General features: G+C 31.4%; 14 protein-coding genes and 1 pseudogene. All 15 read left to right on the forward strand.

What is annotated here, in order from left to right:
- Positions 1-128: 128 nt before the first annotated feature.
- The 15 genes and pseudogenes from H8707_RS13565 to H8707_RS13635 all read left to right on the forward strand — a co-directional run bounded on the left by H8707_RS13565 (position 129) and on the right by H8707_RS13635 (position 12,835).
- On the forward strand, positions 129-1,235 hold the full coding sequence (locus H8707_RS13565; RefSeq protein ID WP_262430686.1) for a D-alanyl-D-alanine carboxypeptidase family protein: 1,107 nt from the start codon (positions 129-131) through the stop codon (positions 1,233-1,235).
- Positions 1,236-1,303: 68 nt separating this feature from the next.
- A complete protein-coding gene (locus tag H8707_RS13570; RefSeq protein ID WP_316699695.1) occupies positions 1,304-2,011 on the forward strand; it encodes a pseudouridine synthase in 708 nt (235 codons plus the stop codon).
- Between the two features lie 43 nt (positions 2,012-2,054).
- The gene (locus tag H8707_RS13575; RefSeq protein WP_262430688.1) at positions 2,055-2,627 is read left to right on the forward strand and encodes a tRNA (mnm(5)s(2)U34)-methyltransferase; all 573 of its coding nucleotides are present in this window, start codon (positions 2,055-2,057) and stop codon (positions 2,625-2,627) included.
- Positions 2,628-2,640: 13 nt separating this feature from the next.
- Positions 2,641-4,038, forward strand: coding sequence for an oxaloacetate decarboxylase subunit alpha (locus H8707_RS13580; RefSeq protein ID WP_262430689.1), 1,398 nt, complete (start codon positions 2,641-2,643; stop codon positions 4,036-4,038).
- 62 nt (positions 4,039-4,100) lie between these two features.
- Entirely contained in the window at positions 4,101-4,304 is a 204-nt protein-coding gene (locus H8707_RS13585) for a 4Fe-4S binding protein (protein ID WP_262430690.1), read from the forward strand.
- On the forward strand, positions 4,301-5,437 hold the full coding sequence (locus H8707_RS13590) for a 2-oxoacid:acceptor oxidoreductase subunit alpha (RefSeq protein ID WP_262430691.1): 1,137 nt from the start codon (positions 4,301-4,303) through the stop codon (positions 5,435-5,437). Before H8707_RS13585 ends, H8707_RS13590 begins: the two co-directional genes overlap by 4 nt.
- Positions 5,430-6,239 carry a 2-oxoacid:ferredoxin oxidoreductase subunit beta gene (locus H8707_RS13595; protein ID WP_262430692.1) on the forward strand — a complete coding sequence of 270 codons (810 nt, stop codon included), beginning with the start codon at positions 5,430-5,432 and terminating at the stop codon, positions 6,237-6,239. The genes H8707_RS13590 and H8707_RS13595 overlap by 8 nt, the downstream gene beginning before the upstream one ends.
- A gap of 13 nt (positions 6,240-6,252) precedes the next feature.
- Positions 6,253-6,414: a hypothetical protein gene (locus H8707_RS13600; RefSeq protein WP_262430693.1), complete on the forward strand. Its 162-nt coding sequence runs from the start codon at positions 6,253-6,255 to the stop codon at positions 6,412-6,414.
- A pseudogene (locus H8707_RS13605) lies at positions 6,408-6,779 on the forward strand (2-oxoacid:acceptor oxidoreductase family protein); the annotation flags it as partial. The gene H8707_RS13600 and the pseudogene H8707_RS13605, both read left to right, overlap by 7 nt.
- Before the next feature lie 13 nt (positions 6,780-6,792).
- Positions 6,793-7,653, forward strand: a complete 861-nt coding sequence (locus tag H8707_RS13610; protein WP_262430694.1) for a MurR/RpiR family transcriptional regulator — start codon at positions 6,793-6,795, stop codon at positions 7,651-7,653.
- A 148-nt stretch (positions 7,654-7,801) separates the two neighbouring features.
- On the forward strand, positions 7,802-9,019 hold the full coding sequence (locus H8707_RS13615; protein WP_262430695.1) for a BaiN/RdsA family NAD(P)/FAD-dependent oxidoreductase: 1,218 nt from the start codon (positions 7,802-7,804) through the stop codon (positions 9,017-9,019).
- Between the two features lie 147 nt (positions 9,020-9,166).
- A complete protein-coding gene (gene aroH / locus H8707_RS13620) occupies positions 9,167-9,523 on the forward strand; it encodes a chorismate mutase (RefSeq protein WP_262430696.1) in 357 nt (118 codons plus the stop codon).
- Positions 9,524-9,566: 43 nt separating this feature from the next.
- Positions 9,567-10,232 (forward strand): (d)CMP kinase, encoded by a 666-nt coding sequence (cmk, locus tag H8707_RS13625; RefSeq protein WP_262430697.1) that lies wholly within the window; start codon positions 9,567-9,569, stop codon positions 10,230-10,232.
- A 1-nt stretch (position 10,233) separates the two neighbouring features.
- Positions 10,234-10,821 (forward strand): lysophospholipid acyltransferase family protein, encoded by a 588-nt coding sequence (locus tag H8707_RS13630; protein ID WP_262430698.1) that lies wholly within the window; start codon positions 10,234-10,236, stop codon positions 10,819-10,821.
- Between the two features lie 22 nt (positions 10,822-10,843).
- Entirely contained in the window at positions 10,844-12,835 is a 1,992-nt protein-coding gene (locus tag H8707_RS13635; protein ID WP_262430699.1) for a bifunctional 4-hydroxy-3-methylbut-2-enyl diphosphate reductase/30S ribosomal protein S1, read from the forward strand.
- Positions 12,836-12,847: the final 12 nt, after the last annotated feature.

A 12,847-nucleotide genomic window follows, 5' to 3' on the forward strand; every position in this document is an offset into this window, starting at 1 on the left:
ACAAGTATTTGCTTAACAGATTTGACAGTCATAAAGGGTAGTTCTTTATTAATGCAATTTGCAAAAATAAATTAATGTTTAGAACACTTAAAAAGTTGTTCTAAACATATTATACGAGGCGAAGAGTTATGAAAAAATCAATCTTATTATTAGTCTTAATTATGTTTATTCCTTGTCTATCTTATGGAGAGGATTTGAATTTAGATGGACAAAATTATATTTTAATAGAAGAAAAATCGGGAAGAGTATTAGTTGAAAAGAATTCAAATGTTAAGTTGCCTATGGCTAGTACTACTAAGATAATGACTGCAATCTTAGCTATTGAACAAGGAGTTATGGATGAGGAAATAAAAATTTTCAAGAATGATGTAAATGTAGGGGGATCAAGTATTTATCTTAAAGAGGGAGAAAGGATTAAGCTTGAAGATTTGACATATGGCTTAATGTTAAGATCCGGGAATGACTCAGCAGTTGCTATAGCAAATCATATTAGCGGAAGCGAAGAAGAATTTGTTAAATTGATGAATAAAAAGACTAAGGAGATTGGTGCAATTAATACCCATTTTACCAATCCACATGGACTTCATGATGATAATCACTATTCAACCGCTTATGATCTGGCTTTAATTGCTAGATATGCATTTAATAATGAAAAATTTGAGGAGGTTGTTAAGAGCAAAAGTTATAGAGTTAAGAATGAAAGGGAATATGATTATTTTGTCAATAAAAACAAGACACTTTGGGATTATAATGGTGGAGATGGAGTAAAAATAGGATATACTTCAGATGCCGGAAGATGTTTAGTAGCAAGCGCCAGTAGAAATAATATGCGCCTGATAGCCGTAACACTGAAAGACTACAATTGGTTTAACGATGCTTACTCATTGATGGACTATGGATTTGAAAATTATTCACTTTATCCTATATATTTAAAAGATCAATTGATTACGCAAATAAGCGTATTGAAAGGAAAAAAGGACAAATTACCGTTAGTACCTAAAAACGATTTCTTTTATCCGATGCAGGATGGAGAGAAAAATAATATCAAAATATCCGTAAGAACCGATGAAACTGTGGAAGCCCCAATATTAAAGGGAACAGAGTTAGGCTCAGTGGAAGTTTATTTAAATGGTCAATTAATTAGAAAAGATAAATTAATAGCTAAATATGACATATTAAAAGAATCTTTTTTTAAACGGTTATTTAAACAACATTTTAAAGAAGAAAACAATTAAACCCCATTCTAATTTACAAATTCCATAAAAAAGGTTAGAATTAAACTAGAATATGGAGGGATAAATTGATGAGATTACAAAAATATATGGCCTCATGTGGAGTTGCATCACGAAGAAAATCTGAGGAACTAATTAAGAATGGTCAGGTTAAAGTAAACAATAAAATCATAACTGAACTGGGCACAAAAATCGATCTTCATGAAGATATAGTTAAGGTAGACGATAAAAAAATCAGCATAGAATTAAAGAAAGTTTATATAATGTTAAATAAGCCCTTAGGATTTATAACTACTTCAAAGGATGATAAAGATAGACGAATAGTAACCGATCTAATTGAGGGTGTTAATGAAAGGATTTATCCTGTAGGCAGATTAGATGCAGATACGACCGGATTAATTCTTCTAACTAATGATGGAGATATTGCTTATAAACTCATGCATCCTAGCAAAAAAATTGAAAAACGATATATTGTAGTTGTAAAAGGAACTCCGAACAAAGCTGAATTGGAAAAATTAAGAAACGGTTTGTTTATTGATGGAAGAAAGACTGCCAAAGCTGGTATAAAGATTTTGAAAAACTTTGACACTGACAGTATTTTAGATATAAAAATACATGAAGGACGAAATAGACAGGTAAAAAAAATGTGTGAAGCAATTAATCACCCTGTAAAGAAAATGAAAAGAATATCCATAGGGGAAATTCAACTGGGAGGTCTTGATGTAGGAAATTGGAGATATTTAAATGATGAAGAAATCAAATATCTAAATTCTTTATAGATATGATATGTTCAACGATAAATATTTTAATGGTGAGATTATAATGAAATATAAAGATATAGTAAATACAAATGTAATAGTTAAAAATATTATGAAAAATTATATTAAAAATGGATACAGAGTTTTAGATTGTACCGTAGGTAATGGAAATGATACCGTTATATTAGCAGAGCTTGTTGGTGAGAGTGGAAAGGTATATGGATTTGATATTCAGGATATTGCATTGGAAAGAACAAAGGAAAAATTAATCGGATTCAATTTATATGACAGAGTAAATTTGATTAAAGACAGCCATGAAAATATTATTAAATATATAAGTGAAGGATTGGATTTTATTATATATAATCTAGGATATTTGCCAAGGGGTGATAAGAGCATCAAGACTAACGAAACAAGTACCATAAAGAGTCTAAAACAGGCATTAAAGTTAATTAATAAGAATGGATTAATCCTTTTAACCGTTTATACAGGACATGAAGGCGGAAACTCTGAAAAGGATGCTATAGAAAGCTTGTTGATATCATTAAATCAGAAAGAATTTAATGCATTAAAATTTGATTTTATAAATCAAATAAATAATCCACCTATGTTGTACGCAATAGAAAAATCTAATTAGAGGAGGTTTTTTAATGAGTAAGGTAAAGATTACTGAAACAGTGTTTAGAGATGCTCATCAATCTTTAATCGCAACTAGGATGAAAACTGAAGAAATGGTACCTATTGCTGAAAAAATGGACAAAGTAGGATTTCATGCATTAGAGGTATGGGGAGGCGCCACCTTTGATACATGCCTTAGGTTTTTAAATGAGGATCCTTGGGAGCGGTTAAGGATTTTAAGAAAATCCTTTAAAAATACTAAATTACAAATGCTTTTAAGAGGTCAAAATCTTTTAGGATATAAACATTATCCTGATGATGTAGTTGAAGAATTTGTGAAAAAATCTATTGAAAATGGAATAGATATAATAAGGGTATTTGATGCGCTTAATGATTTAAGGAATATAAAAACTTCAATAGAAGCTACTAAAAAATATGGAGCGCATGCTCAAGGAGCCATATCATATACGATAAGTCCTGTGCATGATACAAAATATTATGTAAACCTTGCTAAAGAAATGGAATCTATGGGTGTAGATTCCATTTGTATAAAAGATATGTCTGGAATTTTATTACCATATCCTGCTGAAGAATTGGTAAGGGAATTAAAGAAGGTAGTTACTGTACCCATAGAGATCCATTCACATTTTACCAGTGGAGTTGCTAATCAAACTTATATGAAAGCAATAGAGGCGGGAGCAGATATAATTGATACTGCAATATCTCCTCTTGGAAATGGTACAAGTCAACCTGCTACAGAACCTATGATAGCTTCACTAAGCGGAAGTAAATATTACCCTGATCTGGACTTTGAACTTTTAATGGAAATTTCTGAATATTTTAAGAGTCTTAGAAATAAATATTTAAGTGACGGTTTATTAAATGAGAAAGTCTTAAACGTAGATATAAATACATTAAAATATCAAGTACCCGGGGGAATGTTGTCAAATTTATTATCACAATTAAAGAGCCAAGGAAAAGAGGACAAGTACGAAGAAGTATTAAAAGAAGTCCCTAAGGTACGTGAAGATTTTGGATATCCTCCATTAGTAACTCCGATGAGTCAAATGGTAGGTACTCAGGCTGTATTTAACGTAATTATGGGAGAAAGATATAAAATGGTACCAAATGAAGCTAAAAATTATGTAAGAGGACTTTATGGGAAACCTACTGTACCAATTTCTGACGAGATCAGAAAGAAGATTATTGGTGATGAACAAATCTTTACTGGGCGACCGGCTGACTTATTGGAGCCTCAACTGGATAAATATAAAGAAGAAATAAAAGAATATATTGAACAAGATGAAGATGTTCTTACCTATGCGTTATTTCCTCAGGTGGCATTAGGATATTTTAAGTTACGACAAGCTAAGAAATATGGCTTAGATTCAAATTTGCTGGATTCAGAAAATAAGGTTTATCCTGTTTAAGATTCTTGCATATGACAATGTATTTTGATATCATCTAGTTATAATTATAAGGGGGGAGCATTATGCCGGTAGGTAAAGAAAAATCTCTTACTGTAATAAAAGAATGGTGCAAAGGCTGCGGTATATGTGTTGCTTTCTGTCCTAAAAGTGTTTTAATTTTAAAGGACGGGAAAGTTAAAATTGAAGACTTTGATTCATGCATACAGTGTGGGCAATGTGAACTCAGATGTCCTGATTTTGCTATATATTTGGGAGGTAAAAGATGAAAGCTAAATTAATGCAAGGGAATGAGGCATGTGTTCAAGGAGCTTTAAAAGCAGGTATGAGATTTTTTTCTGGTTACCCTATCACTCCATCCACAGAAATAGCGGAACTGTCTGCTGTTGAATTACCTAAGGTGGGCGGAAAATTTATTCAAATGGAAGATGAAATTGCAGGGATATCTGCTGCAATAGGAGCAGCCTTAACAGGTGTCAAATCAATGACAGCAACTTCTGGTCCCGGATTCAGCTTAAAACAAGAGAGTATTGGATATGCGTTGATGGCTGAGATACCATGTGTAGTCGTCAATGTTCAAAGAGGAGGTCCGAGTACCGGTTTACCAACAGCGCCGGCACAAGGAGACATAATGCAATCAAGATGGGGAACTCATGGAGATCATTCAATTATAGCCTTATATCCTTCATCAGTTAGAGAAACCTATGATAAAACTATCAGGGCATTCAATTTAGCAGAAAAATTTAGAACTCCTGTTATTTTGTTATTGGATGAAGTAATAGGTCATATGAGAGAAAAATTTTTCATGGATGAGAATGAGAAAATTGAAATTATAGATAGGATAAAGCCTACATGTGCTCCCGAAGAATATAAAGCTTATAAAGTATTAGATGGTGAAATTGTTCCACAAATGCCTGACTTTGGAGAAGGATACAGATATCATGTTACAGGACTTGTTCATGATGAAACCGGATTTCCATCCGGCAATGAAAAAATTGCAGAAGAATTAGTTAGAAGATTGATTAATAAGATTGAAGATAATGTAGATGATATAGTAGAATTTGAGAACTATCTATTGGATGATGCTGACATTTTAATAGTATCATTTGGAGCGTCAGCAAGATCATCAAAAGCCGCAGTTGATAGATTAAGAAATGATGGATATAAAATAGGGTTATTTAGACCTATTACCATTTGGCCATCACCGGAAAAGCAGCTTTTAGAGCTGTCAAAACGTGTAAAAAAGATGATAGTTGTAGAAATGAATGCTGGACAGTATTTTTTAGAGGTAGATCGTATTGCCCATGGGAATACAAAAGTTGAGAAATATGGACGCGTTAATGGAGAGTTAATAACGGTTGATGAAATAGTTTCTTTTGTAAAGGAGGGTCAAAATGCCTAGTCAATTAGTTGAAAAGTATTTTAGAGTAGAAAACCTACCTCATATTTGGTGTCCGGGTTGTGGCAATGGCATTGTGACAAGAGCCATAGTTAAGGCAATTGATAATATGAATTTAAATAAAGATGAAGTTTGCATAGTATCAGGTATAGGGTGTTCTTCTAGAGCATCAGGGTATCTAGACTTCAATACCCTCCATACGACCCATGGCAGAGCTCTTGCTTTCGCAACAGGTATCAAATTATCAAAACCGGAACTTACTGTAATTGTCATAACTGGTGATGGTGATGCAGCTGCAATTGGGGGAAATCATTTGATACATGCTGCAAGAAGAAATATTGATATTACAACTATAGTTTACAATAACCATATCTATGGTATGACAGGGGGACAATATTCGCCTACTACTCCTACTGGTGAGAAAGGAACTACTGCGCCTTATGGGAATATAGATGCTAATTTTGACCTCTGTGATTTAGTTAAAGGAGCCGGAGCTTCATTTATAGCCAGAGGAACAGTTTACGGGGCAAAATTATTAGAAAAACAAATTGAAAATGGCATTAAAAACAAAGGCTTTTCTTTTATTGAGGCATTAACAATCTGCCCCACATATTATGGAAGAAGGAACAAAAAAGGCAGCGTAGTGGATATGACTACATATTTAAAGGACAACGCCATTAACATATCAGCATGGAATAAATTACCTAAGGAAAAGAAAATAGGTAAATTTATTGTTGGAGAAATTTATAATAATAAAAGGGCTGAATATACTGAAGAGTATGATAAAATAATTAAAAGTTTATAAGAGGAGGCTTAATATGGATCGGGTGGAATTGAGATTATCTGGATCTGGGGGACAAGGACTTATACTGGCAGGAATAATATTGGCAGAAGCGGCGCTCTATGATGGCATGAATGTAGTACATCCCAATCCTATGGACCTGAAGCCAGAGACGGTGCCAGTAAATCGGAGGTCATAATCAGCAAATCTGAAATCAAATATCCGAAGGTAAATGAATGTGATATTTTACTTTCCTTGACACAAGTTGCTTGTAATAAATATATAAATTCATTGAAACCCGGTGGTATTTTGATAATAGATACTTCGGTAGAAAGACCTAATAGGGATGATATCAATATTTATGAATTGCCCATATTAGATACTGCAACTGATAAACTTAAAAAACCAATGGTAGCCAATATTATAGCATTGGGTGCATTATTTGAAATAACTAAAATTGTAAATAAAGATTCTTTGAAGAAAGCTGTTTTAGGTAGAGTTCCTAAGGGAACAGAAAATTTAAACAAAATGGCATTACAAGAAGGATTTTTGATAGCAAACTAGAAAGGGAATATGAATGAATAAAGATACCAAACCTAATCTTATTACTAACATAAAAAATAATTTTCATAAGCTCAGTAAAGGGCAAAGAATTATAGCAGATTATATTATCAATAATTATGATAAAGCTGCATTTATGACTGCAGCAAGTCTCGGAGAAGTTTTGAACATAAGTGAATCTACGATAGTAAGATTTGCAAATTCATTGGGATATTCGGGATATAGAGAACTTCAAAAAGAACTTCAAGAACTTATAAAACATAAGTTAACGACTGTACAGAGGTTGTCTCTAAATGATTACTCTGAGAACGGAAACGCGTTGAGCAAGGTGATGGAGAAGGACATCGATAATATAAAAAAGACAATTCAAGAATTAGATACGGAAAATTTTAACAAAGCAATTGATTTAATACTTAAAAGCAGACGTATAAATATCATTGGTTTGAGGAGTTCTACTTTTTTATCAGGATATCTATCTTTTTATTTAAACTTTATATTTGATAATGTTAAACTTATATCCGAAGGAGCAAATGACGTATTTGAACAATTAGTCATGGCTGGTAAAGGGGATGTATTGATTGTAATTACTTATCCGAGATATTCAAAAAGAACTTTAGAGGCAATTGATTATGCAAAGAATAAAGGATGTTTAATTATAAGTATAACGGACAGCCTTCTTTCTCCCGCTGCACAAAAGTCCGATGTACCCTTGATTGCAAAAAGCGATATGATTTCATTTGTGGATTCACTTGTAGCTCCTATGAGTTTAATAAATGCACTTATAGTAGCTTTGGGATCAAGAAAAGGAGAATCCACGGCAAGTTATTTTGAAAACTTGGAATCTATTTGGAAAAAGCATGACGTTTATGATGAGTAATTTTCGTAAAAATGAAGTAAAATAGTTATTATTTATTTTTGCAATAAAATATCATAATTGATATTATCATAAATGATAATATATTTTCACAATAATATGATATAATAACTAAATAAACAAAATTGTTAATGATTAAGCGAGGTATATAATGAATGAATTAATTGGTGTCATAGGAGGAGGACCTGCAGGAATTATGGCAGCCGGCACAGCAGGCTCATGTGGGAAAAGTGTAATACTTATAGAAAAAAATGAAAGATTGGGGAAAAAATTGTTTATAACAGGTAAGGGAAGATGCAATATTACTAATTCTTCTTCAATGGATCTTTTTTTTGACAATATAATTACGAATAAAAATTTTCTTTACTCCAGCCTATTTAGCTTTACAAATAGAGATATAATCAAATTATTAGGGGATAATGGTTTAAGGACAAAGGTGGAAAGAGGAAATAGGGTATTTCCTGAAAACGACAAGTCAAGTGATGTTATTAAAGCATTTATTAGGTTTTTAGAGAAAAGCAATGTCAAACTTAGATTAAATTCCGATGTTATCGATATATATCTTAATGAAGATAAATTTGTTGTCAAAACAAATAATGACGTGTTTTTATTTGATAAATTAATACTAACAACGGGAGGGAAATCTTATCCTGCAACCGGATCCACGGGAGATGGATATAAATTTGCCAAAAATTTTGGGCACACAATTGTAGAATTGAAGCCATCACTTGTTCCATTGGAAATAGATGCACCTTGGCTTAAGGATTTACAGGGATTATCTTTAAAAAATGTTCGATTAAAAGCTTATACTGGGAAGAAATTAATCCGTGATGAATTTGGGGATATGATATTTACTCACTACGGCATTTCGGGTCCTATTGTTTTATCTATAAGTAATCATCTTAATAAGCGATATAAAAATATAAGTTTAACAATTGATTTTAAGCCCGCACTGGATAATGAAAAACTTGACAACCGAATTTTAAGAGATTTTGAATTATATAATAACAAACAATTAAAAAATGCATTAAATGATTTGCTACCCCAGAAATTAATACCATGGATCATCAAATATTCTAATATATATCCGGAGAAAAAAGTCAATCAAATAACAAAAGAAGAAAGAAATAATTTAGTTGGTGTGATAAAAAACTTTAGAATGCATTTTAAAGATTTTCGTCCAATTGAAGAAGCGATAATAACATCCGGGGGGATTTGTGTAAAAGAAGTTAATCCGTCAACTATGGAATCAAAAATAATACCCAATTTGTATTTTGCCGGTGAAATATTGGATGTAGATGCTTTAACAGGGGGATATAATTTACAAATTGCATATTCAACCGGCTATATAGCCGGCATGAATGTTTAATAATAATTAATATACTTGTTAAGTTGTCAAATTTAATATATAATTATAGCTAGATAAAAATATTATTAAACAGTTAACGTGCTTGTTTTAAAATATGCAGCGTTTATTAGTATAACTTTAAAGATTAAAGGAAGTGTAAATGTTAAAATGATTTCGATTAGAGGCGCTACGACAGTTGAAGAAAATACTGCAGAGAGTATGTTGAATAATACAAAGGAGCTTCTGCATAAGATTATAGAAGAAAATAAAATTGAAACGGATAAGGTCATTAGTATTTTGTTTACAGTAACTAATGATCTAAATAAGGTAGCTCCGGCTAAAGCTGCAAGGGAATTGGGATTTGTACATGCTGGTTTGATGTGTTTTAATGAGATGGTTGTCGAAGGGAGCCTAGATAAATGTATAAGAGTAATGATTTTATATAACTCGAATATAAATCAAGCAGATGTAAAACATATTTATCTAAAAGGTGCTAAAATTCTGAGACCTGATTTACGTGACTAATATCAACCACCAAAAGGTGGTTATTCTTTTTTAGGGGGATGTTATGAATAATAAGATATATTCAATAGCTATTGATGGACCTGCCGGTGCAGGCAAAAGTACCATAGCCAAATTGGTAAGTAAAAAGTTGAATATCGAATATATTGATACCGGAGCAATGTATAGAGCATTAACGTTAAAAGTTTTAAGGAATAATTTAAATCCATTAAACAAAAATGATGTAATTCAAATTTCCAAAAATACTGAAATTGATTTTATTAAGAATCATATATACCTAGATGGTGAACAAGTTGACAATGAAATAAGGGATAACATTATTAATAATAATGTATCATATATAGCCATTATAGAGGAAATAAGATTTAATATGGTGAAATTACAACAAAAAATGGCTAAATCTAAGTCTGTAGTAATGGATGGTAGGGATATTACAACCGTAGTCTTACCAAATGCTGATTTTAAATTTTTTATAACTGCTTCTGTAGAAGAAAGAGGCAGACGAAGATATAAGGAGATAAAAGAAAAAGGAAAAACAGACATTACCTTAGTACAAATAATTGATGAGATAAAAAAACGTGATGATATTGACAGCAATCGTGAAATATCTCCATTGAAAATAGCTGATGACGCATTTGTACTGGACACTACAAATATGACTGTTGATGAATGTGTTAATAGTATTATCTCCATTGTTAAAGGAGGTATTTAAGATGTTCTACAAGATAGCAAGAAAAATATTAAGTTTTTTCTTAAGGTTATTTTTTAGAATTGAGGTTAATGGTTTAGATAATATACCTATGGATGATAGGCTCATCATATGTGCAAACCATGGAAGTAATTGGGATCCAGTACTCATATCTATAGCATTTCCAAAACAAATTCATTGGATGGCTAAAAAGGAATTATTTAAAAACAAAGTTCTCTCATTTATACTCTTAAAATTAGGAGCTTTTCCTGTTGATAGACAGGATTCAGATATAACAGCTGTTAAAAATGCACTTCGAGTTCTAAAAGCCAATAAGATACTAGGCATATTTCCTGAAGGAACAAGGGTAGATAGTCCGGACTTAAGCAATACAAAAGCCGGAATTTCACTATTAGCCATAAAATCTAAATCATTGATATTGCCTATTTATATTAAAAGAACCTATAAGGTATTTAATAAAGTTAACATTAATATAGGAGATCCTATAGATCTATCAGATAATTTTAATAAAAAACTTAATAATGAAGAATATTTAAATATTAGCAAAGATATATTGAAATCTATTTATGCATTAGGGGAATTAAATCCTTAATGATGGAATGGAGGTAGAATAAATGGAAATTATAGTAGCAGAAAATGCCGGTTTCTGCTTTGGAGTTAATAGAGCAGTAGAGAAAACTTTGCATGAATTAGAGGACAAAACAAAAGAAATTTATTCTTATGGTCCTTTAATACACAATAACCAAGCAGTAGAAAATCTTGAAAATAAAGGACTTCATACAATATATAATTTAGATGATGTAAAAAGTGGAAAGATTATAATAAGGTCCCATGGTCTTTCCAAAGACATAAGCGAAGAAATTTTGAACATGAATTTAGAATTAGTAGATTGTACTTGCCCATATGTTTTATCTATTCATAAAAAAGTTGAACAATTTAGTAAAAAAGGTTATGATATAGTAATAATAGGAGATAAAAATCATCCTGAAATAATTGGGATAAACAGCTATTGCGAAAATAAGGCATATATTATTAATACGGAAGATGAAGCTTATGAACTTCCATATTTGGACAGGGTCTGCTTAGTTTCACAGACAACAAATACAATGGAAAAATTTAAGAAACTGACTTCAATAGTAGAAATAAAATCGAACAATATAGAGGTATTTAATACCATTTGTAATGCCACAAAGATTAGGCAGGAATCTACTTTAAAAGTTGCTCAAATGGTGAATGCTATGATTGTGATAGGAGGAAAACACAGCTCAAATACTCAAAAATTGGTTGAAATAAGTAGAAAATATTGCGATAATGTTTATCATATTGAAACAATAAAAGATTTATCTTTACAAGAGATACAAAAATTTAATAAAATAGGAATAACAGCAGGTGCCTCAACACCTAGTTGGCTAATTAAGGAGGCTATATTAACTATGGATAATCTAAATAAAGATGAAATGATGGAAGCGATTGAGAGCTCTTTCACCAAAATCCACAGAGGAGACATAATAAAGGGAACTATACTCTATGTTACTGAAAATGAATTAATGATTAATATCAATTATAAAAGCGATGGAATAGTAGCTAAAAGCGAAGCATCCAATGATGATAATATTAATCTAAAAGAAGCATATAAAGTCGGAGACGAGATAGATGTATATGTACTGAAATTTGATGACGGGGAAGGCAATGTGGTATTGTCTATTAAAAGAGTCGATGATTTAAAAGTTTGGGATGATCTGGAAGAAATTTTTAAAAATAAAGAAACTATAGAATGTAAAGTTATAAATGTCGTTAAAGGTGGCTTAATAGCTTTAGTCAAAGGAATAAATGCTTTTATACCGGCATCACATGTTTCTGTTAATTATGTTTCAAAACTAGATGGTTTTAAAGGAAAAAATTTAATGGTTAGGATCATCGATATTGATAGAAATAAAAAAAGAATTATATTGTCTAGAAAAGAAGTTGAAAAAGAGGAATTAGAAGTTAAAAAAGCTGAACTGTGGGAAAATTTAGTTGTTGATGATATTGTAACAGGAGTAGTTCAAAGATTAACTGACTTTGGTGCATTTGTAGATTTAGGTGGAGTTGACGGTCTAATTCATATATCGGATTTGTCTTGGCTTAGAGTTAAGCATCCTTCGGATGTGTTAAAAGTCGGTGACAAAGTAGAGGTTAAAATTTTAGCCTTGGATAAAGAAAAAAATAGAATTTCTCTGGGATTGAAACAAACCTTAGAAGAACCATGGGAGATATTTAAAAGAAATGTATCTGAAGGGGATACTGTAGAAGGAAAAGTTGTAAATCTATTGGACTTTGGTGCATTTATTAGGTTAAAAGAAGGTGTTGACGGTTTACTTCATGTTTCGCAAATATCAAAGGAACATGTTAACAAACCATCTGATGTGCTTAAGGTCGGAGATATTATAAAAGTAAAGGTTATAGAAATAAATGATGAGGACAGAAGAATAAGCTTAAGTACTAAAGATGAAAGCACTGATGATGAAGAAGTTATTGAAGAAACTAAACCAGAAAAAAATGACGAAATAATTAAAAATGAAGAATTTGATACAACTGTAGAAGATATAATTAACAATAACAAGTAAAGTTTAAGGGTT

Source organism: Paratissierella segnis, assembly GCF_014385195.1.
In the GTDB taxonomy this organism is placed as follows: Bacteria; Bacillota; Clostridia; order Tissierellales; family Tissierellaceae; genus Paratissierella; species Paratissierella segnis.